Here is a 23920-nt window from a genome sequence, read left to right as displayed (position 1 = left end):
CCGGCCATCCACGGGCATCGGCGTTCTCGGGAAGACGTGGATACCCGGGTCAAGCCCGGGCATGACGGCGGTGTATGCCGCGACTACCCCCGCAAGATCGCCAGCGCCAGCGCCTGTGCGCGCGGCACGATGCTGTCGATCTCGAGATATTCCTCCGGCGTGTGCGCGAGGCCGCCGACCGGGCCGAGGCCGCAGATGGTCGGCGTGCCCACGGCGGCGGTGAAGCCGGAATCGGCGCAGCCGCCGGAGAACTCGCCCTGCAGCGTGGTGAGGCCGACCTTCCTCGCGCCCGCCTGGTAACCTTCGAACAGCGCCTTCGACTCCGCGCTCTGCACCACCGGCACGAACTCGCCCTTGATCGTCAGCGTCGCGCTGGTGCCCGGCACGTAGGAGGTCGCGACGATGTTCTCGATCGCGGCCATGATCCTGGCGCGATCGGCGGGATCGACATAGCGCAGGTCGATCTGGCCTTCGGCGTGAGGCGCCGTAGTGTTGACCGACTGCCCGCCGGAGACGAGGCCGACATTGAGCGTGATGCCCTTGTCGAGATCGGTCAGCGCGTGGATCTGCACGATCTTGTGCGCGAGCTCGCCGATCGCGCTGATGCCGGCTTTGAAATTGGCGCCGGAATGCGCGGCCTTGCCGGTGATGGTCATGTGCATGAAGATGCCGCCCTTGCGTCCCGTCACCACGTTGCCGGTGGGGCGGCCCGGCTCCGAATTGAACACGGCGCGCGCGGCGCGTCCCTCGCGCTCGATCACCGGGCGCGACGACGGCGATCCGATCTCCTCGTCCGAGGTGATCAGCACCTTGATCGGATGCGGCGAGCCGCCGAACTTGTGGAAGGCGGTCGCCACGAACACGTTCATGACGAGGCCAGACTTCATGTCGGAAACCCCCGGACCATAGGCGCGGCCGTCCAGAATCGTGAACGGCCGCCGCCCGGCCTCGCCCTTGCCGAACACGGTGTCGCGATGGCCCATCAACAGCACCGGCTTCTCGTTGCTGCCGGGCTTGGCCACCTCGGCATGGATCGCATCGCCGAACGTGCCGTCGGCCTCGCGCCGGCAGGGAATGCCGTGCTCGGCAAAATGCCGCTCGAACCGCGCACCGACCGCATCGACGCCTTCCTTGTCATACGATCCGGAATCGATGTTCACGACATCGCGCAAGAGATCGATCATCGCCTGCTTCTGCGACGCCAGCCAGTCCGTGATTTGAGCTTCAGACATGTGTATCCTCGTGGTTCCCACGCGGGGTTATAGGACCTTGCGCAGGCGTGGCCTAGTCGCTGGATGCGATGCGGCCATGTGTTCTCTTCCGTAGCCCGGATGGAGCGGAGCGAAATCCGGGGTTTGATCCGCGTTCGGGATTACCGGATTGCGCTTCGATCCATCCAGGCTACGAAGGCGCGGTGGAGATTGTCGCAATCCTACCGGCTCGGCTCGGCCTTCGCCTCGGCACCGCGAAGCTGCGTCGCGACGACCAGGGCACCGATCTTTCGGCCCATGTCCTTGCCGACCTCGGTCGAGAACCGGTAGTGGAAGCCGGCGTAGATGCGGGCATTGGCGACTTCGTCGCTGTAGTCCTGCAGCCGCGACCATTTGCGTGTGACCCCCGGTGCCGTCGGGCTGGTCAGGGAGAACTCGCCGAAATCTCCGACGACGGTCTGAAGCACGGTCGAGATCGCGGCCGAGACGATGCAGTGCGCGCAGGGATATTCCGGATGCATCGGCGTGTCCCCGAGCGGCAGCCAGGACGGATCGCGCGGCGTCGCGGCATTCGAGGTGATGTCGGCGTTGCGTATGGCCGTGATCGGACGCCAGAAATTGTAGTGATACTTGGCCTCGAACACGGCGACGATGGCATCGTTGCCGGTCATCGATGTCAACGCGTAAAGCCGGGCGCAGTCGACGAGATCCATCCCCTTGGCCATCGCGGCCTGCCTGACGATGGGATTGTAGGTGCGGGCGCCGACGAAGAACCAGAAGCGGCCGATCGTCGTTTGCTCGGGCGTCCGGGTCGGGCTGCCACGGCCACCGACCTCGCGGATTTCGTTGACGTCCTTGGTCCAGACCTCTGAATCGAGCGCCGGCGGCGGTCCGGGCCGGAATTGCGATCCCGACGTCATGACCCAGGGCGTCGTCGCGCCCGTGGTCTGGAACAGCGGAACGGCGGTTGGAACATAGACGCCTGCCGTGGTCAGGGGGCGGTAAGACTCCGGAGCCTTGCTGCCGTCATTGGCGCGAAGCTGGATGATCTGCACCGCGGCGTCTTTCCCGAGCGCGATGCCGGCGGTCTTGGATTCGCCCTCGGCGATCGGCGCCAGAGAGTTCGTCAGCGTCGAATCCAGATCCGGCTTGATGTCCGGATAGATCGACAGCAGCACGTCGTGGGCCGCAACCGCCGCCGCGGCTTCCCGCGAGGTCGAACGCTCCGCGGACAACGCGAGCTTGTAAGGCGCGTAGCGGCGGTCGATCGCGTTGACGGCCTCGAACATCGCAACGTGCATCATGGACAGGGCGCGGCTGTGCGGCGCCGGAAGAATTTGCTTCTCGGCGGCGATCGCGTCGGCCTTTGCGTTCCAGTCCATGATCACGTCGGCGCGTGCAGGCGGCACTGTGGCTGTGATCAGCATTGCAACCAGCGATAAGCGGGAAATCGTCCACGAAGTGCATTTCATGGCGTGCCCTTTCGGTTGAGGGAGGTTCGCAAAACGCGGATGCGGCACCTCGCCGGCATCCTGCCAAGCGGCCCCGGGACTCTAGCGATGTCGCGGCATGTCGATTGTGAACTGCTTCACGCGCGGGGTGCGGCCATGTGTTCCGCCCCGTAGCCCGGATGGAGCGAAGCGAAATCCGGGATTCTCGATCGCGGACTCTGGCCCCGGATTGCGCTTCGCTCCATCCGGGCTACGGGACCATATCACCTTCACCCCCGCGCAACGGCGGAGCCGTTGTCTGTCGCTGGAGGTGGCCGCTTCTTTAGCGGCCCTCGAAGGGCGACGGCCCGGCTGTGGCCGTTCATCCTTCGAGGCTCGGCCTGCGCTGCTTCGCATCGCATTCCTCGCACCTCAGGATGACGGATAGGCATTAACGCACCTGGCAACGAAAAATGCCCGGGACTGGCCCGGGCATTCGTAGTCTCGATCTTGTCAGAAGCCCTTACGCTCCTACCATCGGCATCCGCGGATATTCCCCGGGCGTGCCCGCCGGCGTGATCGGGATGCCGCCGTCGGCGTATTCGTTCAGCTTGTTGCGCAGCGTGCGGATGGAGATGCCGAGGATGTTGGCGGCATGGGTGCGGTTGCCGAGGCAGTGCTTCAGCGTCTCCAGGATCAGGTCGCGCTCGACGTCGGCGACGGTGCGGCCGACCAGTGCGCGCGTCACCTGCTCGGCGGCCATGGTCGCATGCGCAACCGCCGGAGCGGTCTTGGCGAGGTCGAGCCGGTCGCCGTCCGGGGTGATGATCGCGTCGGGACCGATCTCGTCGCCCTGCGCCATCAGCACGGCGCGGTGCATGGTGTTCTCGAGCTCGCGGACGTTGCCCTGCCAGCGGTTGGTGGAGAGCACGCGGCGGGCCTCCGCCGAGATCGGGCGCATCGGCACGCCGTTGGCCTCGGCATATTTCTTCACGAAGTGCTGGGCGAGCTCGAGGATGTCGGCCGGGCGCTCGCGCAGCGGCGGGATCTTCAGGTTCACGACGTTGAGGCGGAACAGCAGGTCCTCGCGGAACGTGCCTTCGCGCACCGCTTCCGCCAGATTGCGGTTCGAGGTCGCGATGATGCGGATGTCCACGGCGACCGGCTTGGTGCCGCCGACGCGATCGATCACGCGCTCCTGGATGGCGCGCAGGAGCTTGGACTGCAGACGGACGTCCATCTCCGAGATTTCGTCAAGCAGCAGGGTGCCGCCGGTCGCTTCCTCGAACTTGCCGATACGGCGGGCGACCGCGCCGGTGAAGGCGCCTTTCTCGTGGCCGAACAGCTCGGACTCCAGGAGATGTTCGGGGATCGCGGCGCAGTTGATCGAGATGAACGGGCGCTTGGCGCGGGCCGAGCGGGTGTGGACATAGCGCGCCAGCACCTCCTTGCCCGTGCCGGATTCGCCGGTGATCATCACCGAGGCATCGGAGCCGGCGATCTGCTGCGCCAGCTTGATGACGCGCGCCATGGCGTCGTCGCGGTAGACCAATTCGCGGGAATCGTTGGCGACGGCGGCCAGCACCGCGGCGATCAGCTCCGGCTCCGGCGGCAGCGGGATGTATTCCTTGGCTCCGGCGTGGATCGCCGCGACCGCGGCGCGGGCGTCGTTGGTGATGCCGCAGGCGACGATCGGAGCATGGATGTGCTCGGCCTCGAGCCGCATCACGAGGTCGCGGATGTCGAGGGCGACGTCGACCAGCAGCAGGTCGGCACCCTTGCCGCCGCGCAGCACCCGCATCGCCTGCTCGTGATCCTCGGCGTGGGTCACGGTGGCGCCGTTCTCCATCGCGATCTTGGTGGCGGTGGTGAGCTGGCCCTTCAGTGTGCCAACGATGAGAAGCCGCATGTCAGTCTCCTGTCCGTCTGGTCGCGCTGCCGCGCGTCATTCCCTGCGTATTAGGTGCGTTCGGTCTTGATGATTTCGGTCATGGTCACGCCGAGCTTGTCCTCGACCAGGACGACTTCGCCGCGGGCGACCAGCTTGTTGTTGACGTAGATGTCGATGGCCTCGCCGACGCGGCGGTCGAGCTCGAGCACGGTGCCGGGCCCGAGCTTCAAGAGCTCGCTGACGTCCATCTTCGAACGGCCGAGCACGGCCGAGACCTGCACAGGCACGTCGAATACGGCTTCGAGGTCGGCGGCGGCACGCGTCGCGTATTCGTCCTCGTTGTAGCCGACATCGGTGCTGGCAGGCGGCATCGGGCCGTTGAGATCGGGCAGCGGGACCTGTCCGTCGGTGTCGCTCATGATTTAGCTCCCCCTGCGGGACGCGATATAGCGTCCGACCATGTCGTCGATCTTGGCTGCGATGGCACTGCGTTCCAGCACGACACCGCCGTCTGCCCATTCGATCCGGCAGTCGCCGGTGGCGATCTCAGGCTCGGCCAGGATCACCAGCCGGCCTTCGAAGCCGCTCTGCTTCGCCAGCCGCTCGATCTTCTCGCGCGCGGCGTCATAGAGCGCATCGTTGATACGGACGACGAGATGCGGCGTCGCGACCAGATGCGAGAAGCAATCCTTGACCAGCGCGACGATCTCGCCGAGCGGCTCGGCGTCGACGAGGTCGGCGCACAACTTGCGCGCCACGGCGACCGCGACCTCGACCGCCTCGGTCTCCATCCTGGTCTCGATGTTGCCGATGCCGGAGGCAACGCCGCGGATTCCGATGTTGATCTCCTCCATGGCGAGCGCGACGCGGCGGTCGCTCTCGGCCTTGGCCTCGCGCTGGCCGGCGGCAAATCCGTCCTGGTAGGCGCGCGCCTCCGCTTCCGCGACTTTCTGGGCGATCTCGGCCGCGGTCGCGGCCTTCTCGCGCGGCGACCGCTCGGGCGCCGCGAAGTCGGTATCGAACAGGAATTTTGCCGGAGCGGCCATCAGTACACCAGCTCGTCGTCGGCGCGGTTCTTGGTCAGCATGATCTCGCCCTTGGCGGCGAGGTCCTTGGCGAGGTTGACCAGCAGCGCCTGGGCCTCGTCGACGTCGCGCAGACGGACCGGGCCCATCGCGGCCATGTCGTCCTGCAGCATCTTGGCCGCACGCGAGGACATGTTGCCGAAGAAGAAGTTGCGGACGTCCTCGTTGGCGCTCTTGAGCGCGACGCCGAGCTTGTCCTTGTCGACGTTGCGCATCAGGGTCTGTGCCGAGCCGGAATCCAGCTTCACGAGGTCGTCGAAGGTGAACATCAGCGCCTTGATGCGCTCCGCCGATTCGCGGTTCTCTTCTTCGAGCGAGGTGATGAAGCGGGTTTCAGTCTGGCGGTCGAAATTGTTGAAGATTTCCGCCATGACCTCGTGGGCGTCGCGGCGGCGGGTCTGCGACAGATTGGACATGAACTCGGTGCGCAGCGTCTTCTCCACGCTCTCGATCACCTCCTTCTGCACCGCCTCCATCTTCAGCATGCGGTTGACGACGTCGAGCGCGAGCTCTTCCGGGAAGATGCCGAGCACGCGGGCGGCGTGTTCCGGCTTCAGCTTCGACAGCACCACCGCGATGGTTTGCGGATATTCGTTCTTGAGGTAGTTGGCGAGGACCTCTTCCTGCACGTTGGAGAGCTTCTCCCACATGTTGCGCCCCGCGGGACCGCGGATCTCGTCCATGATGCCGTTGACGCGTTCGGGCGCCAGATACTGCTGCAGCAGCCGCTCGGTCGCGTCGAAATTGCCCATCAGCGCGCCCGAAGCCGACATGCGCGAGACGAATTCGAGCAGCATGTCTTCCACCGTGTCGACCTCGACGGTGCCGAGCGTCGACATTTCCAGCGAGAGCTGGCGCACCTCGTCATCATCGAGCAGGCCCCAGATCTTGCCGCCATATTGCTCGCCGAGCGCCAGCATCAGGATCGCGGCGCGCTTCGGCCCCGCCACCGTTTCGGCCTTGCCCGTGCGGCTGCCGGCACGCTGGCCGAGCGTGGAGATCACGCTGGTGATGTCGTTCGAATTGGCGTTTTGCAAGGAGGCGGCCATGTCAGATCACTTCTTGATTCACTTGGCGGTTACTTGGTGGGCTCGGTGAGCCACTGGCGGATGATGGCGACGGTTTCGTTGGGGTTGCGCTCGGCGAGTTCGCCGACGCGATGAACGGACTGGGCGTGGACCTGGCCCTGAATGGTGGCGACGTCGATCGCGCTCGCGGCCCCGCCCGGCAGGAGGGGCTGGCCGGCGGGAGCTGCCTCTTCGGACGCCGCCGGACCGGAAAGGACACCGCTGATGGCGGCGGCGACTTCGTCGGAGGCGAGGATGCGCTTGACCAGCGGGCGGATCACCATGAACAGCACGACGAGGCCGAGCAGCATCATCACGCCGAGCTCGACGAAGTACATCAGGTCGTCCTTGGTGAACTGCAGCATGCCGAGGAAGCCGCCGGGTTCGCCGATCGGAGCGGTGGAGGGGGCGTCGGCGAAGCGCAGGTTCACGACCTCGACCTGGTCGCCGCGCTTCTGGTCGAAACCGATCGCCGAGCGAACCAGGGTGGCGATGCGGTCGAGCTGCTCCTTGGTGCGGTCGGTGTAGGCCAGCTCGCCCTTGTCGTTCTTGGTGTAGATGCCGTCGACCAGCACCGCGACCGAGATGCGGTTGACGCGACCGGCCTCGGTCACCTCGGTCTTGGTGGTGCGGGAGATCTCGTAATTGTTGGTCTCCTCGGTCTTCTTGCTCTGGTCCTTGGCCGCGACGCCGTTGTTCTGCTGGTTGCCGGGCAGCTCGTTGTTGACGGTGACCTGGCCGTTGTTGTCGGCGGTCATGCTGCTTTCTTCGCGGGTCTGGCTCGAGCGCAGCACGCGGCCTTCGGGGTCGAACTTGTCCGAGGTCTGGGTGACCTTGTTGAAGTCGAAATCGGCGGAGAGCTGGACGCGGGCCCGGCCGGAGCCGACCACGGAGGACACGATGTCCTCGACCTGCTTGCGCAGCCGCTTCTCGAAGGCGGTGCGGCGCTCGTCGCCGAGCGCCTGCTCGGGGTCAGTCTGGGCGCCGTCGGCGAGCAGCTGGCCGGCCTCGTCCACGATCGAGACGCGCTGCGGCTTCAGCCCGTTGACGGCGGAGGCGACGAGGTGGCGGATGGCGCGGATCTGCTGGGCCTCGAGCGAACCGCGCACCCGCACCACGATCGAGGCTGACGGCTCCGGCGCCTCGCGGGCGAACAGCGGGCGCTCGGGCAGCACCAGATGGACGCGGGCGGCCTGGATGCGGTCGATGGCGCGGATGGTGCGGGCAAGCTCGCCCTCCAGCGCGCGCAGATGATTGATGTTCTGGACAAAGGAGGTGGTGCCGAGCGCGTCCGACTTGTCGAACACCTCGTAGCCGACGCCGCCGCCCTTGGGCATGCCGCCCTCGGCGAGCTTCATCCGCAGGCGCGTGACCTTGTCCTTGGGCACCATGATGATCGAGCCCTCATTGCGGATCTCGAACTGGATGCCCTGGCGTTCCAGGTCCTTGATAATGCTGGAGGAATCTTCGACGCTGAGGTCCGTGAACAGCGTCGTCATCTGCGGCGTGGTAACCCGCATGATGACGAACGCGAAAAAGCCGATGAGCGCGGCGGTGACCGCGATCATCGCCCCGAACCGGGCGGCGCCGATACTTTTTAAGAAGTCCGCAAGACCTTGCAAGCAACCGCCCCGAAGCTTCGACCCGCAACCGAGCGGCCGACTGGGCAATTATTGCCTAGGTGATGGTTTCGATATGGTTAACGAAGGTTAAGAGGGCGGACAAAAGTAGCGTCATGAAAAAAATCGGCCTCGCGGGGCGAGACCGATTTTCGTCAAAAGCCGCAGATTTCCGGATCGCTTACTGGCGATATTGCTGGATGCGGGTGGTGCGAAGACCCGCCAGACCGTGCTGGTCGATGGAAAACTGCCAGGAGAGGAATTCGTCGACCGTCAGGGTATAACGGCTGCAGGCCTCCTCGAGGGAGAGAAGTCCGCCACGCACAGCGGCGACGACCTCGGCCTTGCGGCGGATGACCCAGCGTTTGGTGCCGGGCGCGGGCAGATCTGCGATCGTCAGCGGACTGCCGTCCGGCCCGATGACGTATTTTACCCTCGGGCGATGGGGTTCTGTCATGGCGTACTCACAAACTCTCAACCACTGAACTCACGCCGTAACCGTAACCCCGTCGGCTTAAAAATCCGCTAAGCCTAAGGCTTCAATACAATTCTCGTTGAAACTTGCGGGAACGCGACCGGCCCGGGGCGCTGAGAACGCGATTTCAGCGGGCCGGGCGGGGGTCTTCGTAAATACTTTACTAACGAACGGGCCTGCGCGGGACGCTGCAGAGCCCTCAGCCGTCGTCCTGGCGAAAGCCAGGACCCATTACCCCAGGGAGCAGTTTGGCGAAGACCCGGGGTTACGTCCTCGCGTTACAACAGGGTTCGGTGGTTATGGGTCCTGGCCTTCGCCAGGACGACACCGGATATGTAGCGGCGCTATCTCGCCCGCCGCCTCAATTGCTGCTCGTCGCAATGATGCTCTTCACCTGGCTCAGCGTGTAGCTGGCGCCGTCGATCGTCAGCAGCGGGGGCGACTGGGTCAGGTCGACCGAGGACACCACGCCCTGCACCTGCGCGGCGATGCCGACATTGTTCCCCGCGACGTCCTTGCCGGTGGCCGAGACCGTGTACTTGCCGTCGGGCCATTGCGTGCCGTCATTGCCCATGCCGTTCCAGGTGAAGGGAATGTCGGTGCCGGCTGAGGCGGTGTACTTGCCGGTGAACACGGTCTGGCCGCTGGCATTGGCAACGGTGACGTCGACCGTGGAATCGCTGGGCACGTTGAGATGCCAGGTCGCCGACGATTTGGTCATGGTCGCGGTCGAGCCGTCGACCAGCGCGGTCTTGCCGACGAAGCCCAGCGCCTGGGTCGCCTGCGTGGTCTGCTGCAGGGTGACGAGCTGGGCCAGCGAATCGTTGGTCTTGAGCTGCTGCTCGACGCCGGCGAACTGCACCAGCTGCTGGGTGAACTGGTTGGTGTCGAGCGGATCGAGCGGGTTCTGGTTCTGCAGCTGCGTCGTCAGCAGGGTCAGGAAGGTCTGGAAGTTGCCCGCGAGCGTCGAGCCCGTGGTCGAGCTCATGGTCGAGCTCGAGGAGGACTTCGGGATGTCGGTCGTGCCGGAGACGACGGCGGGCGCGGTGGCGGCATTCGTGGTGGTCATGGTCGAATACTCCTCACACTCTGATGTCGACGCCGCTGCTCGATCCGAGCATGCGGCCGTAGCCGCGCCCCACGGGCGCTGCGGGAACGCTGTCGTCCTCGCTGATGATCAGCCGGCGGGCATTGCCGCCATTGTCGTTGTTCTGGCCGGACTGCTGGCCTGACGAGTTCTGGTCGCGCAGGCTGAAGGAGAGCCCGTTGCTGCCGGTCTTGAAGCCGGCATCGTCGAGGGCGCGCTGCAATTGCGGCGCGTCCTGGCGCAGCATCTGCAGCGTTTCCGGCTTCTCGACCGTCAGATGCGAGGTGACCTGGCCGTTGCGGTCGACATTGATGCGGACGTCGATACGGCCGAGATCGAGCGGGTCGAGGCTGATGTCGAACCGCGTCTTGCCGGCGCGCGCGGCGGCGGCGATCTCGATCGGCACGGCGTTGATCGGCACCGCCGTCGAGGTGGCCGCGGTCGCGGTCAGGGTTGCGGTCGAGGCGGTCGCGGCCGACGTCGTGGTGGTCAGCGGTGCCTGCACGGCGGCGGCGGCCTGCGCGCCGGGATCGGTCGTGTTGAAAGCGGCCTGCGCATTGGCATGGGCGTGGGCGGCCGGTGCGGCGGGGATCGCGTCGGGCGCACGGTCCGAAGCGTTGGTCTTCGCCTCGGCCGCGTTGCCGTCGGCCTGCGGCTTGGCGGCTTGCGCATGCGCGGCGTTGGCGGGCGTCGCGTTCGCCGGCGTGAGTGCGGCGTTCGCCTTGCCCGTATCCTGGCCGATATTGGAGACGTCGCTGGCACCGGCAGCGGTGGCGGCGGCCTTGAACGAGGTCTTCGGCGTGCCCTGGTCCACCGCGGCGATCAGCCCGCCATTGGTCTTGGCATCGGTCGCGGTGCCGGTGGTCGTGTCGGTTGCCCCGGTGGCGGCATCGGCCAGCGTCGCCGACGTGTCGGCATCGACTTTCGCGCCGGCGGTCTTGGCGCTCTTGTCGCCTGGTGTTGCGGTATCGGTCTTGGTGCCCGCGATCTGCGCCGCGGTCGAGGTGCTGGCGGCGATGCCGGCGGCGGCAATCGTCAGCGGCGAGGCGGCGGCATCGCTGGCCTGGCCGGCGGCCGCGTTCGGATCGAGCGGGACGACGGGCGCGGCGACGATGACGGCGTTCGGATCGGGCACCGCGGTCTGCGTCGCATCGATTTGCGCCGTAGCTGCCGCATCGACGGCGGCCGTGAGGCCGTCGCCGGCGTCGGTCTTGTCGGTCTTGGTCTCGTCGGACTTGTCGGCCGATTTGGCGTCGGACGTCTCGGACTTGTCCTTGGTCTTGCCCGCCTTGACCTGATCCTTGTCCGAATTCTTGGCCGCGTCGTCCGTCGCGTCGCTCTTCGCGGGCGCGGACGTATCGGTGTCGTCGCTGGCCTTGCTCTGCGCGGAGCTATCCGTGGAGGCGGGTTCGCGCGAGCTCCGGTCGGAGGCGGAGGACGACGAGGCTGAATCGGTCCGGCGCGGCGCGGTATCCTGCGCCGGCGCGCTGTTGCTGATCGCCTGGGTATTGCTGTCGACCAGCGAGCCGAAGGAGTCGCTCGGCGCGGTGTCCTTGGACGCTTGCGAGCGCGCAGGCTTCTGCTGCGCGCTCGAAACCTGCACGTTTGCCACTAGATCTGACGAAACACCGACCACAGGCGACCCCTTGGAAACATCTTCGGCAAAGGGGTAGCAAGGAGCGGGCCAGCCTCCCGCTGATCTATTTTATCAAGATATTTCAATGACTTGACGGATCTTTGCCCCGGCCGCAAGGGCTGCAAGAACCCCGCCATTTCTGCCTCCCCGGCAAGAATTGCCCTAAGCTGGCCAGCCCTGCGATTGCTTCACCGGAATGCCGCCTATATTAAAGAGATCGCTCTCAGCCGCTTTCGACCGGGCAAGTCGCGCCCCTGCGGGAACCCAGGTTCCCCGGGACCGTTCATGCCCCGGTCAAAGGCAAATCGCGGATCGCCGAACGCCGCCGTCACAAGAAGCCATGCTCAACAGTCTGGATCTCGAAGGCCGTCCTGAGGACACCAGGGTCGTCGTCGCCATGTCGGGCGGCGTCGATTCCTCGACGACGGCTGCGCTGCTGAAGGCGGAAGGCTACGACGTCGTCGGCATCACGCTGCAGCTCTACGACCATGGCGCGGCGACCCACCGCAAGGGCGCCTGCTGCGCCGGCCAGGACATCCACGACGCCCGCGACGTCGCCGCCAAGCTCGGCATTCCCCATTACGTGCTCGACTACGAGGACCGCTTCCGCGAGTCCGTCATCGACAATTTCGCCGACAGCTACGCGCTCGGCGAGACGCCGGTGCCGTGCATCGAGTGCAACCGCAGCGTCAAATTCCGTGATCTCCTGAAGACCGCGCGCGAGCTCGGCGCGCAGGCGCTCGCCACCGGCCATTACGTCGCCTCGCGCCGCCGCGACGACGGCTCGCGCGCGCTGGTCTGCGCGGCCGATAGCGACCGCGACCAGAGCTATTTCCTGTTCGCGACCACGCAGGAGCAGCTCGACTTCCTGCGCTTCCCGCTCGGCGACATGACCAAGCCCGAGACGCGCGAGCTCGCGCGCCGCTACGGCCTGTCCGTCGCCGACAAGCACGACAGCCAGGACATCTGCTTCGTGCCCACGGGGCGCTACACCGACATCATCACCCGGCTGCGTCCGAATGCGATGGACCCCGGCGACATCGTCGATCTCGACGGTCGCGTGCTCGGCCAGCATCACGGCATCGCCAATTTCACCGTCGGCCAGCGCCGCGGCCTCGGCATCGCCTCCGGCTCGCCGCTGTTCGTGGTGCGGCTCGATGCCGCGAACCGCCGCGTCGTGGTCGGCCCGCGCGATGCGCTGAAGATGCACCGCATCGCCTTGCGCGACGTCAACTGGATCGGCGGCGGCGACATCGACCGCGCCATCGGCAACGGCCTCGAAATGTTCGTGCGCGTGCGCTCGACCCGCTCGCCGCAGCCGGCCTGGCTGCGCGGCGCCGGCGGCCAATACGAGGTCGAACTCGTTGCCGGCGAGGAGGGCGTTTCGCCCGGCCAGGCCTGCGTGTTCTACGACGCGCCCGGCGGGCAGGCCCGCGTGCTCGGCGGCGGCTTCATCCAGAGCGCCGCCGCGAAGCTCGGCGCCGCGACATCGCGCCCGCTCGCGGAAGCCGTGCGCGGCTAATCTTGCCGAGATCGGCCCCACCTGCTACCGCGAGGGAAGTGCGCCCCCTCTCCCGCTTGCGGGGGAGGGTTGGGGAGGGGGTCTCTCCACCAGCGATATATCGCGAGCGGAAAGAGCCCTCACCCGCCACGCTCTTGCGAGCGTGTCGACCTCTCCCGCAAGCGGGAGAGGCGCTAGACCTATTTCGGGGCTGACTTCGATCTCACCAATGAACAATACTCTTTCGAGTTTCGCGTAAGGGCAGGGGCATGGCAGCAGACATCTCGCGAGCCGGGGTCGAGAAGGCCTATGGCCGCTGGGCGCCGGTCTACGACCTCGTGTTCGGCAAGGTCTTCGACGCCGGCCGCCAGTCCACCATCGCGGAGGCCGACCGCATCGGCGGCCGCATCCTCGACGTCGGCGTCGGCACGGGCCTGTCGCTGTCGGACTATTCGCGCGGCACGAAGATCTGCGGCGTCGACATCTCCGAGCCGATGCTGCGCAAGGCGCAGCAACGCGTGCGCGCCGAGCGCCTCTCCAATGTCGAAGTGCTCTCGGTGATGGACGCGAAGAACCTCGCCTTCCCCGAAAACTTCTTCGACGCGGTGGTCGCGCAATATGTCATCACCGCCGTGCCCGATCCGGAAGGAACGCTCGACGAGTTCGTGCGCGTGCTCAAGCACGGCGGCGAGCTGATCCTGGTCAACCACATCGGCGCCGAGAGCGGCCCTCGCAAACTGTTCGAGCTCGCCTTCGCGCCCGTCGCCCGCCGCCTCGGCTGGCGCCCGGAATTCCCGTGGGCCCGTCTCGTCAACTGGGCCGCCAAACACGGCGGCGTCACGCTCACCGAGCGCCGCCCGATGCCCCCGATGGGCCACTTCTCGCTGATCCGCTACCGCAAATCGTGATCTTGCCGCGGGAACACGCGCCGAGGCCGGTGCGTTTTCCTCCCATGCGCACGACATCAAACATCATCCTGGCCAGCCTCCTGATCGCCGCCTCCGGCAGTGCGATCGCGCAGGCTCCGCCCGCCCCGGCGACGCCGCCGCAACAGACCGCGCCGCCATCCCCGCAACATATGGCCAACTGCGCCCCGCAGGACCGCCCGAACCGCTCGCCCGATGGCACCACCATTGGGCAGTCCCGGGAACCGCTCGGCGATAAGCTGGCCAAATCCGACGGCGTGCTCTGTCCGCCCTCCGGGGTAGACCCCGACATGCACGCCCCGGCCCCCGACACCGGCGGCAACACCCCCGTGATTCCGCCCCCCGGCAGCCCCGGCGGCGACCCGAATGTGAGGCCGAAATAGGCCTTGGTTGGTCCCGGATATCGTCATGCCCGGGCTCGTCCCGCCTGCGCGGCCGAAGCCGCTTCGGCGAGGCTCGTCCCGCGCATTCACGTTCTCCGGGTGCCGAATAGGCTCGTGGATGGCCGGGACAAGCCCGGCCATGACGGAATCAGTGGCGGATGAGGTCGATTCAGGCGCTGAATTCATCCCGCCAATCGCCCGACCTTTGCTTGACTTCCCGCCGCCCCCTTCTTTATATGCCGCGCGTTCGCGAGATCGGCGTTCCGCCGTTCGCGACCCTGTGGCGGGGTAGCTCAGCTGGTTAGAGCACGGGAATCATAATCCTGGGGTCGGGGGTTCGAGTCCCTCTCCCGCTACCAAATTCCCGATAAATCCTTGAAAATACTCGTCTCGCCTGTTCGCCCCTGCGCGCGAATGAACTCTCCATGTGATGATCTCGGTAGAGCAAATTCGCGCGGAAGCTCGCGGCGGCGACGTCTCGCTTTTGCAACCAAAGGCGAGCCTGGGGATGTCGTCGCGGGATGATCGCTGATCTGTTTTGTCGCCCGTGCGGCGGCCTGACGGAGTGAAGGCCTGGGCTTGGACGATCAGTTCCGCTGGGCAGTCCAATACCCGGAGCAACGCGACGAGCCGGAATAGCCGCTCCACTTTCCCCGGCCGGTCGTGCCGAGCAATCGGCCGGAGCCGGACGCGTATTTGTCCTGGACGGTGACGGAGGCGCGAACTGCTCCGGACTTCGCAACGTAGCCCCTGAACCTGACGAGGTTAGGGTGGGTCACCACGCCATTCGCGACGTTGACCGTAAAATTATAGGATGCGTCGCATCCTCCAGCCTGCGTGACGAAGACGAGATCCCACCAGCCATCGTAGGGCGATCGGGCTTGCGCCGGCGGCGCCAGAGCGATCATGCTGCCGATGGCGATGGCACTCAGGCTGACGATCTTCATGCTCATCTCCTCAAAGCTCGAGCGGGGTCGATATTTTCCAGCCATTGCCGCCGCTCTCAGCCGCCGCATCTGCTGGCGATTGCGGTATTGAACGCCTCAATTTCGGAATCGAGCGCGGCAAGGTCGCGCAGGCGGTCGTTGCTTCGAATGCAGCCCGCGGCTGCCTGGCGCGTCGTCACGGATTCATAGAAAGAAGCAGCGAATGCGCGGCAGGCTTTCTCGTTTTCGGAGGCGCCTGCCGGGTGATTGCGGACGGTTGCCCAGTGCGCGCGTGATGCTGCGATGTCCGATGTCGAGACGCAATCCGAGGCGAGAGCCGGAAGCGATATCGCATTCATTGCGAGCGATGCGAGGAGAAGCGCTAGTCTTGGCATCGTGCTGGCTCCCTGGCGGCGTGGACGTTGGCACGACGATGAGCGTCCCCGCCGAATGCGCTCGTGAATGGTACTGCCTAGATTTGAATGCGCTTGCCGAAATGGAAGACCGTCCGGCCAAGCGGTCGTGCGAACACGAAACCTGGGGATCGCGGAGCGCGAGGCCCGTTCATAGCTCGACCGGGAACGCGACCGCCAATCGGCGCAGCCTGCCAGGACCCGGGCCGCGCAAACCTGACCGGTCGCTTGTGATCGGAGAAGAACCAATGCGCTCCATTGTTGCACTATCGCTCTTGCTCGCTCTCGGGGCTTCGGCGAACCCGGCCCAAAGAGGACGCCACGTCGATCCGCGCGCCTTTGCGGGCTCGGCCAACGCGGCCGCGAGCCCGGTCTACATCGCGCCGGGAGGGGAAAGGATCTATCGCGACCCGTCCGCGCCAGGGGGCTTTCGGACCGATCACGACGACCCGCCGTCGCCCAATGACCCTTCGAGGCTGGGCGGCGGTTGATTTCGGCGCGCGACAACGGTGTCGCCATCGCCAACCGCACGCTCAATTGCGCCGAGCGGTCCAATTTGCGCGCAGCCTCACGCGAGTTCGCCCGTCACGAATTGCGCGCGGCCAAGGCCGAACGACCAGTCGGCATCGCCGTTCTCGACAAAGGACACGATGATATCCGAGCTGTCGAGATTGCAGGCGTCCTTCAGCTTCCGGCACAGCAGCTCGTAGAACCGCAGCTTCTCGTCCTCGCGTCTGGTGCGGGAGCGGACCTCGACCAGCACGACCTTGTCGGTGCGCGCGATGCCGAGACCGGTATCGAGGGCGATCATCCGGCCGGGACGATATTCCGAGACGAGCTGGTAGCGGTCGCCCTCGGGCACGTGGAACGCGGCGACGACAGCGGCATGCGCCGCGTCGAGCAGCGTCTTGATCTCGGCATCGGTGCGACCTTCGAACATGTTGAATCGGAGCAGCGGCATCTGGTTGTCCTTTCTCTGGTTGCGAGCGATCTGAAGGCTTGACCCGCTTGATCTATGGCTCATAAAATTGCACATCAATGAACGATAAATAGCCTCCATTGTGCATGAAATGTCGCTCTGGAGAGCGTGCTCCGAAAGGGTGCCGTCGATGGATTGGGAGCGGGTGAGGATATTTCTGGAGGTCGCCCGCGCCGGGCAGATCCTCAAGGCGTCGAAGAACCTCCGCCTGAACCACACCACGGTGGCGCGTCAGGTGACCGCGCTGGAGAAGAGCCTGAAGGCCAAGCTGCTCGAGCGGCACACCGCCGGCTGCACGTTGACCGCCGCCGGCGAGTCCCTGGTGCAGGCGGCCGAGCGCGCGGAGAGCGAGTTTCTGAAAGTCGGCGCCAGCATCGGCGGCAGCGCGGACACCATCAGCGGCACGGTGCGCGTCGGCGCGCCGGACGGTCTTGGCAATTTCTTCCTTGCCGAGCATCTCGGCGCCTTGGCGGCGCGCCATCCCGGCCTGATCATCCAGCTCATACCGCTGCCGCGCACCTTCTCGCTGTCGCGCCGCGAGGCCGATATCGCGATCACGCTGGACCGGCCGAAGCAGGGGCGGCTCATCCTGTCCAAGCTCACCGACTACAGCCTCAGCGTCTACGCCTCGCAGGATTACCTGGAGCGCGAGGGCGCGATCGAGGCGCAGGCCGATCTCGCCGGCCGCCTGTTCGTCACCCACATCGAGGATTTCGCCTACAGCCGCGCGCTCGACTACGCGGCAGCCCTCGGCCGCCTGATGTCCCGCCGCTACGAATGCGGCAGCATCGTCGCGCAGATCGAGGCGGTCCGCGCCGGGCACGGCATCGGCATCCTGCACGACTACGCGGCCAGCCGTTACCCCGAGCTCCGCCGCCTGCTGCCCGAGGTGCGTTTCGTGCGGAGCTACTGGCTGACGTCACATCCCGACACGCACGGCACGCGAAGGGTGCAGGAAGTGCACCGCTTCATCGCGTCGTCGGTAAAGGCGGCGCGGGGGGCGTTCGAGCTGGGATAGGAAATCCGTAGGATGGGTAGAGCGAAGCGAAACCCATCACTCTTCACGTCGGATAGTCCGTAGGATGGGTAGAGCACTTGCGAAACCCATCGCCTTTTACATCGGGTGCATCGATGGGTTTCGCTTCGCTCTACCCATCCTACGAAGACATCGTAGCTCGGGGAGAGCGATGTAGTGCAGTCCGTAGGATGGGTAGAGCACTTGCGAAACCCATCATGCTTCACGTCGGGTAGTATAGATGGGTTTCGCTTCGCTCTACCCATCCTACGAGGACACCGTAGCTCGGGGAGAGCGATGTGGTGCAGTCCGTAGGATGGGTAGAGCACTTGCGAAACCCATCGCCCTTTACATCGGGTGCATCGATGGGTTTCGCTTCGCTCTACCCATCCTACGAGGACACCGTAGCTCGGGGAGAGCGATGTGGTGCAGTCCGTAGGATGGGTAGAGCACTTGCGAAACCCATCACCCTTCACATCGGGTAGTATTGATGGGTTTCACTTCGCTCTACCCATCCTACGGGCTGTCACCGTAGTTCGCGGGGAGTGATACGGTGGGCAACGCGCATCCGCCGAAAGCGCGTCGCTCGTTCTCGTCCCAGCAAAACGGAAAAAAGCCGCCGGGTTCTTCACCCTGGCGGCTCCGAAAAAGTCCGTAGCTGTTGATGGTCTCCGCAGCCTCGTGCGTACCGCCGTTACCTTGTTTGCGGCCATGCCCTGTCTTTGTAGGCCAAGGCGCATGATTCTGCTGTGATCTGAAACACACAGTGGAAAATGATGCGGCTTTCGCGCCGCTTATCCTCTGCGTCACCTTTCCGGGCATGGGAAGAAACGGTCAGGGCCGTCGGGCAAAACACCCGCCACCCCGTCAACCCCTCCCCGCAAAAATATTCCACTTTACCGAAATTCGGAAATATCGTACATCTCGCCCATCCCGGCTCATCCTTGAGGGGCGATCATGTGGTCGTCGTTTTCGCGAGCCGGGCTTGCGGTGGACGCGGCAGCGTCGGGCGCGAGGTCAAGGGCAGGGCGGATTGCTCTCCGTGAGCCCAGGGCATCGCGCGGACGAACGGCGCTGACGGGTTCGTCTCGTCTGCAGGTTTCCGGCTCTGTCGACAGGGCTGGGAAGACTGCGGCGAATATGGCGGGCCGCGCGTGCGGCAAAACCGTGTGGTCCTGGCCGTCGTTGCTACGGTCAAGCTCTTGCGGAGGCGGTGATCGCGTCAACCGGCGCGGCGCCGGTGAATTCCGTGAGCGTGAGGGAGGCCAGAGGGAAAGTTCGGCTCCCGGGAGAGCGCGGCATAAGCCGTCCGACCATCGCGCAGGGAAGGCCGAGTGATTGGCACCACCTGTATGCTGCTGTGCGGTTCTTTTGCGCTACCTTTCGCGCAGCGGACCGTGGGTGCGAGGTCAGCACCCGGCCTTCCCTGCGCCCTCTTGGCTTTGAGGGTGGAGTGACCAGGCAAAGCTCGGGCGAATTGAGCCGCGAGAATGCGAAGCCGTGTTTCCTCGCAATGCATCGCGACGGCCGCGCATTCGAACCAGCGCGGTGCGATCGGCCGACCCTGGCGACTGTGTGGCCCGGACCGATCGACACCGTGCATGCTCGTCTAGCTGCAGCTCAGCGGCAGCGGCTGGTAGGGATGATAGGCGTACCAGTCGTAGCAATCCGGATAGGCGCCGTAGAATCCATATCCGGCGTGGTGGTGGCCGAAGCTGTGAAACGCGTGCTGGCGCAGGCCTCCGACATGACCGCCGAACCCGAGATGCTCGCCACCAAAGTGCTCGCCGCCGAAATGGCCGCCGCCGAAGTGCGCGCCGCCGAACCCGCCGGCATGGCCCATGCCGCCGAAATGCCCGCCGCCGCCAAAGCCCATATGGCCGCCACCGCCGAAGCCGCCGCCGTGGCCACCGCCACCGCCGCCATGCGCCTCGGCCGTTCCGACAGCCAGTGTGGAAGCCAGCGCCGCTGTCGCCAGAATGATCAATGCTCGTTTCATGAGGGACTCCTTTCGTGTCCGGATGCGCGGCGGCCGATGCGTTCGCTTGCGTGTCGTGCCGCCGGCAAGCCCTATCGTGAAAACAGATAGGAAGCGCGCGCATCACTCCCACTGAATTCGATGTCAGGCGCGAGGGCCCGGCGCATCGGCGACATGATCCGGCCGCGCGCCGATGCACGTCCCCAAACGCAAGCGGGCCCGTACAAACGGGCCCGCCTGCATCATTTCAATTGCAGCGGCCGGGTGAGGTAACGGCCGCGACGTCGCCGGGATCAGAAGCTGCCGGTGCCCGGCTCGCAGGGGACGTTGTTGCCGGTCCACGGCGCCGTCGCGAACGCGCCGACACGCGGGGCCGGAACGCAGGCGCGCTCGCCCTGATAGCCGAAGCCCTCGGATGCGGCCGGTTCGGCCTGCATGGCGGACGAATGCGTAACGGCATGGCTGGTGCGCGCCATGACGGGTCCCCCGAGCATGGCGACAGCGATCAGTCCGGTCGACAACACCTTGAGAGTGGTCATTGGAATTCTCCTTGTGTGACAGCAGCCAGTCCAGGCCGGCCTGCTCGACAGGTGCGGACGACCCTGCAGGAACAAAACGCACGAAACGCTCACCCGCCTTCAACGGCGCGTGATGCCGGCGTTGCCGGCAAGCACGATCGTGCAATCAGGCAACGCATGCGAGGCCGGCGCGTAACGGCGGCGTGTCCCGGGGCATATATGCGAGGGCGTCCTGCTGCACGGAGATGAGAGATGACCCCGGCGACAGCCCATTCGATTTCCCGCGCGCCGTCGCCGGCCGTGGCCGCGCGCATGGATTCACTGACACGCTATTTAATGGTGATCGATTCGCCGCGGGACTATCTCGGTGGTGAGCCGGCGGCGCGTCGTATGGCGGTGCTGCCCCGCATGTTCGGTCCGGACGGGCGTTGAACATGTCGTCGCGGACCAGTGACCCCATGTCGCGCCGTCGGCCCCAACGTCTCGCAGCACGTGGGACCAGCACCATGACGCGCATTCTCCTGATCGAGGACGATACCGAGACCGCGGACGCGATCGTGTCCGAGCTCACCGAGCGCGGCTTCGAGGTGCGATGGGCGCCCGACGGCATCGGCGGCCTCGACCGCGCGCGCGAGTCCTCGCCCGATGCCCTGATCGTCGATCGCATGCTGCCCGGCATGGACGGGCTCACCGTCATCGAGGCCCTGCGCAAGGACCAGGTCAGGACGCCGGTGCTGGTGCTGAGCGCGCTCGGCGCGGTCGATGACCGGGTGCGCGGCTTGCGCGTCGGCGGCGACGACTATCTCACAAAACCGTTCGCGCTGGTCGAGCTCGTCGCGCGGGTCGAGGCGCTGCTGCGACGTCCGTTCGACAGCCGCGAGACCACGCTGCAGGCCGGGCCGCTGGAGCTCGACCTGATCGAGCGCACCGCGCGGCGCGGCGAGCGCGAGATCGACCTCTTGCCGCGCGAATTCCGCCTGCTCGAATACATGATGCGCCGGAGCGACCAGCTGCTGACGCGCGCGATGCTGCTCGAAGAGGTCTGGAACTACAAATTCGTGCCGGCGACCACCAATCTCATCGACGTGCACATGGGCCGCCTCCGCCACAAGGTCGACGGTCCCGGCGAGACCCAGCTCATCCACAACGTTCGCGGCTCGGGATTCATCCTGCGCGTTCGCTGAACAAAGCCCGGCGGACCGATGCGCCAGATCGAGTTCATTCGTTCGAACACGTTCCTGTGGACCGCCGCGGTGGCGGCCACGCTGGCGCTGTTCGTCGCCGGCCTGTTCGCCTTCATCTACTGGAAGATCGACGATTATCTGATCATGCGGTCCGACCGCATGATCGCAACGCAGCTCAACTTCCTGGCCGAGCTGCCGCCCGGCCGCCTCAATGACGCGATCTCCGATCACCTCAAGCAGGATTCCCGGGGCGTGCAATATGCCGGCCTGTTCGATGCCGCGGGCGCCCGGCTCGCCGGCAACATCGCGCGCTTGCCGCCGCAGCTCGATCCAGGCGGGCCGGTGCGGAGCGTGCGGCTCGCCCGGATCGCGCCGTCCGCGGTTCACGAGGCGATCGTCAAGGCCGCGGCGAGGCGGCTCGGCGACGGCCATATCCTCGTGATGGGCAGGCATGTCGACGAGACGCGCGAGATATCCACCGTCGTCGGCCAGGCGCTGCTGCTCGGCCTGCTGCCGGCATTCTGCCTCTGCCTGCTGGCCGGAGCCTGGCTCAGCATCCGCGCGGAGCGGCGCGTCGAGCAGGTGAACCAGCGCGTTCAGCGCATTGTCGCCGGGGATCTGCGCGAGCGATTGCCGCAGAGCGATGCCGACGATCCGTTCGCGCGGCTCGCCGGCATCGTCAACGGCATGCTCGACGAGATGGAGACCACGATCAATGCGCTGGCCGGTGTCGGCAACGACATCGCCCACGATCTCAGGACGCCGCTGACGCGGGTTCGCCTGGCGCTGGAGCGCGGGCGCACGCACGCGGCCACGCTGGAGGACCTTCAGGAGGTCGCGGACAAGGCCATCGGCGGTATCGACCAGGCGCTCGCGATCATCACAGCACTGCTGCGCCTCGCCGAAATCGAGAGCAGCAGCCGCACCGCCGGTTTCGGCGACGTCGCGCTCGACGAGATCCTGCGGCAGGTGTGCGACGTCTATGAGCCGATCGCCGAGGACAAGGACGTCGCGCTGCGCGTCGCCATCGACCGCACGGCGGAGGTCAGGGGCGACCGCGACCTGCTGTTCGAGGCGATCGCCAATCTCGTCGACAACGCCGTCAAGTTCACCCCGCGCGGCGGACGGGTGACGCTCGAGCTGATGTCGGACGGCAAGGCCGTGCGCGTGCGCGTGAGCGATACCGGGCCCGGCATCGGCGAGAGCGAGCGCGAGGCGGTGCTTCGGCGCTTCTATCGCTCCGACAAGATGCGCAACACGCCGGGCGTGGGACTGGGGCTGAGCCTCGTCGCCGCCATCGTCAAGCTGCATGGCTTCCGCCTGACCATCTGCCCCGGGCCCGGCGGGCGCGTGGAGATCCTCGCCTCCGCGCGATCGGCCTCGTGCGACGCTGCGCCATCCGATCCCGCGCGCGAGCGTCACGAATCCCTCGCGCCGCTGTGACCGCGAGCGGCGCGCGCGCTGCGTGCGAAGCGGAAATAAGGCCGCGATCTCTGAAAGCTATTTCAGGCTTGTTAAGTGCAATTTACTGGCGCCGTCACTCGGAGGCCTCTTACGCTCCGTTCGCCGGTTCGAATGTGGGAGCAAGAGATGTCAACGCGCCACGCAAGTGTGACCAGGACCGATATCGCCGTGCCGGCCAGCCGGACGGCTGTCGGTGCCGTGAGTGCATATTCCTCGATCATCGGCCGCTACGACATGCTCGAGCGCGAGCAGGAGCAGCAGCTTGCGCGCCGCTGGCAGGAGACGCGCGACGGCGAGGCCGCGAACACGCTGGTCACGAGCCATCTCCGCCTCGCCGCCAAGGTCGCGCGCAGCTACAGGGGATACGGCCTGCCGTTCGCCGATCTCATGGCCGAGGCCAATCTCGGGCTCGTGATCGCCGCCTCGCGGTTCGAGCCCGGCCACAATTCGCGGTTCTCGACCTATGCAACCTGGTGGATCAAGGCCGCCATTCACGAATACATCCTGCGCTCCTGGTCGCTGGTCCGGATCGGCACCACAGCGGCCCAGAAGAAGCTGTTTTTCCGGCTCCGCGGCGAGATGAGAAAGACCGCCGGCGGCGCGGCGGCGGCGCTGACGCCCGAGACGGCCGAGGCGATTGCCGTCAGGCTCGAAGTCTCCACACGTGATGTGCTCGAGATGGATTGCCGCCTGCGCGGCGACCTGTCGCTGAACGCGCGGGTCGGCGGCGACGAGCAGGGCGCCGAGTGGGAGGCGCTGCTCGTGGACGAGTCCAGCGACGCCGAAACCGTCCTTGCCGATCAGGACCAGACCGAACGCCGGAGCGGTGCCCTGCGCGCCGCACTCAAGGTCCTCACGGGGCGCGAGCGGCGCGTGCTGGAGGCAAGGCGGCTCGCGGAGCACCCGCCGACACTCGACCAGCTCGCCCGCGAACTTTCGATCTCGAGCGAGCGCGTCCGGCAGATCGAGATCCGCGCCTTCGCAAAGGTCCGCAGGGCCGCCATCCGGGCCACGCAGGAGCGCGCGATTGCTTCCGATGAACAGCGGCGCCTCTCGCCGCCGTTGCGAGGCGAGCAGCCGGCTCGCAGCGATGCTGAACTCGTTTTCAGTTGAACGCCCGCGCATCACCGCC

At 66.2% G+C, this 23920-nt stretch carries 22 protein-coding genes and 1 tRNA gene; 9 read left to right on the top strand and 14 right to left on the bottom strand.

All coding sequences use genetic code 11. From position 1 onward, the window contains the following. Positions 1-83 precede the first annotated feature (83 nt). The 10 genes from JQ617_RS35405 to JQ617_RS35360 form a co-directional block, all read right to left on the bottom strand. Positions 84-1232, bottom strand: a complete 1149-nt coding sequence (locus JQ617_RS35405) for a M20 family metallopeptidase (RefSeq protein WP_063693993.1) — start codon at positions 1230-1232, stop codon at positions 84-86. A 200-nt stretch (positions 1233-1432) separates the two neighbouring features. Then, positions 1433-2638 (bottom strand): vanadium-dependent haloperoxidase, encoded by a 1206-nt coding sequence (locus JQ617_RS35400; RefSeq protein ID WP_249157790.1) that lies wholly within the window; start codon positions 2636-2638, stop codon positions 1433-1435. Positions 2639-3164: 526 nt separating this feature from the next. Then, positions 3165-4550 (bottom strand): sigma-54-dependent transcriptional regulator FlbD, encoded by a 1386-nt coding sequence (gene flbD / locus JQ617_RS35395; RefSeq protein ID WP_063693991.1) that lies wholly within the window; start codon positions 4548-4550, stop codon positions 3165-3167. Positions 4551-4600: 50 nt separating this feature from the next. Then, positions 4601-4951, bottom strand: a complete 351-nt coding sequence (gene fliN, locus JQ617_RS35390) for a flagellar motor switch protein FliN (RefSeq protein WP_063693990.1) — start codon at positions 4949-4951, stop codon at positions 4601-4603. Between the two features lie 3 nt (positions 4952-4954). Beyond that, positions 4955-5578 carry a FliH/SctL family protein gene (locus JQ617_RS35385; RefSeq protein WP_145668746.1) on the bottom strand — a complete coding sequence of 208 codons (624 nt, stop codon included), beginning with the start codon at positions 5576-5578 and terminating at the stop codon, positions 4955-4957. Then, entirely contained in the window at positions 5578-6666 is a 1089-nt protein-coding gene (gene fliG / locus JQ617_RS35380) for a flagellar motor switch protein FliG (protein WP_063693988.1), read from the bottom strand. Before fliG ends, JQ617_RS35385 begins: the two co-directional genes overlap by 1 nt. Before the next feature lie 29 nt (positions 6667-6695). Beyond that, complete coding sequence (gene fliF, locus JQ617_RS35375; protein ID WP_063693987.1) at positions 6696-8306, bottom strand: flagellar basal-body MS-ring/collar protein FliF; 1611 nt, start codon at positions 8304-8306, stop codon at positions 6696-6698. A gap of 178 nt (positions 8307-8484) precedes the next feature. Then, positions 8485-8760, bottom strand: a complete 276-nt coding sequence (gene sciP, locus JQ617_RS35370; RefSeq protein WP_002714638.1) for a CtrA inhibitor SciP — start codon at positions 8758-8760, stop codon at positions 8485-8487. 379 nt (positions 8761-9139) lie between these two features. Continuing rightward, entirely contained in the window at positions 9140-9847 is a 708-nt protein-coding gene (locus tag JQ617_RS35365) for a flagellar hook assembly protein FlgD (RefSeq protein WP_212030411.1), read from the bottom strand. Positions 9848-9860: 13 nt separating this feature from the next. After that, on the bottom strand, positions 9861-11501 hold the full coding sequence (locus tag JQ617_RS35360) for a flagellar hook-length control protein FliK (RefSeq protein ID WP_212030410.1): 1641 nt from the start codon (positions 11499-11501) through the stop codon (positions 9861-9863). Positions 11502-11841: 340 nt separating this feature from the next. Here JQ617_RS35360 and mnmA point away from each other — a divergent pair, with 340 nt between their 5' ends. From mnmA to JQ617_RS35340, 4 genes are all read left to right on the top strand, one after another. Next, complete coding sequence (gene mnmA / locus JQ617_RS35355) at positions 11842-13023, top strand: tRNA 2-thiouridine(34) synthase MnmA (RefSeq protein WP_212030409.1); 1182 nt, start codon at positions 11842-11844, stop codon at positions 13021-13023. Positions 13024-13271: 248 nt separating this feature from the next. Next, on the top strand, positions 13272-13910 hold the full coding sequence (locus JQ617_RS35350; protein WP_212030408.1) for a class I SAM-dependent methyltransferase: 639 nt from the start codon (positions 13272-13274) through the stop codon (positions 13908-13910). 44 nt (positions 13911-13954) lie between these two features. Next, positions 13955-14311 (top strand): hypothetical protein, encoded by a 357-nt coding sequence (locus JQ617_RS35345; protein ID WP_212030407.1) that lies wholly within the window; start codon positions 13955-13957, stop codon positions 14309-14311. A gap of 282 nt (positions 14312-14593) precedes the next feature. Continuing rightward, positions 14594-14670 (top strand) — tRNA-Met (locus JQ617_RS35340). 228 nt (positions 14671-14898) lie between these two features. Here JQ617_RS35340 and JQ617_RS35335 read toward each other — a convergent pair. Together JQ617_RS35335 and JQ617_RS35330 are read right to left on the bottom strand one after the other, a co-directional pair. After that, complete coding sequence (locus JQ617_RS35335) at positions 14899-15258, bottom strand: hypothetical protein (RefSeq protein ID WP_212030406.1); 360 nt, start codon at positions 15256-15258, stop codon at positions 14899-14901. 960 nt (positions 15259-16218) lie between these two features. Next, positions 16219-16611, bottom strand: coding sequence for a tautomerase family protein (locus JQ617_RS35330; protein ID WP_212030405.1), 393 nt, complete (start codon positions 16609-16611; stop codon positions 16219-16221). Positions 16612-16759: 148 nt separating this feature from the next. Between JQ617_RS35330 and JQ617_RS35325 the strand changes: the two genes are divergently transcribed. Continuing rightward, the gene (locus JQ617_RS35325) at positions 16760-17647 is read left to right on the top strand and encodes a LysR family transcriptional regulator (protein ID WP_212030404.1); all 888 of its coding nucleotides are present in this window, start codon (positions 16760-16762) and stop codon (positions 17645-17647) included. A 1606-nt stretch (positions 17648-19253) separates the two neighbouring features. On the opposite strand, the gene JQ617_RS35320 is transcribed toward JQ617_RS35325, so the two are convergent. Together JQ617_RS35320 and JQ617_RS35315 are read right to left on the bottom strand one after the other, a co-directional pair. Further along, positions 19254-19643, bottom strand: a complete 390-nt coding sequence (locus tag JQ617_RS35320; RefSeq protein WP_212030403.1) for a hypothetical protein — start codon at positions 19641-19643, stop codon at positions 19254-19256. A 272-nt stretch (positions 19644-19915) separates the two neighbouring features. Beyond that, the gene (locus JQ617_RS35315) at positions 19916-20161 is read right to left on the bottom strand and encodes a hypothetical protein (protein WP_145665392.1); all 246 of its coding nucleotides are present in this window, start codon (positions 20159-20161) and stop codon (positions 19916-19918) included. A gap of 231 nt (positions 20162-20392) precedes the next feature. Between JQ617_RS35315 and JQ617_RS35310 the strand changes: the two genes are divergently transcribed. The 4 genes from JQ617_RS35310 to rpoH all read left to right on the top strand — a co-directional run bounded on the left by JQ617_RS35310 (position 20393) and on the right by rpoH (position 23901). Further along, positions 20393-20572: a hypothetical protein gene (locus tag JQ617_RS35310; protein WP_212030402.1), complete on the top strand. Its 180-nt coding sequence runs from the start codon at positions 20393-20395 to the stop codon at positions 20570-20572. 74 nt (positions 20573-20646) lie between these two features. Beyond that, entirely contained in the window at positions 20647-21324 is a 678-nt protein-coding gene (locus JQ617_RS35305; protein ID WP_063690280.1) for a response regulator transcription factor, read from the top strand. Positions 21325-21342: 18 nt separating this feature from the next. Then, complete coding sequence (locus tag JQ617_RS35300; protein WP_212030401.1) at positions 21343-22767, top strand: sensor histidine kinase; 1425 nt, start codon at positions 21343-21345, stop codon at positions 22765-22767. Between the two features lie 147 nt (positions 22768-22914). Next, the gene (gene rpoH / locus JQ617_RS35295) at positions 22915-23901 is read left to right on the top strand and encodes an RNA polymerase sigma factor RpoH (RefSeq protein ID WP_212030400.1); all 987 of its coding nucleotides are present in this window, start codon (positions 22915-22917) and stop codon (positions 23899-23901) included. Positions 23902-23920: the final 19 nt, after the last annotated feature.

It is taken from the genome of Bradyrhizobium sp. KB893862 SZCCT0404, assembly GCF_018130885.1.
Lineage (GTDB): Bacteria > Pseudomonadota > Alphaproteobacteria > Rhizobiales > Xanthobacteraceae > Bradyrhizobium > Bradyrhizobium stylosanthis.
The sequence above is the reverse complement of the archived record's forward strand: the minus strand, read 5'-3'. Positions and strand labels throughout refer to the sequence as shown.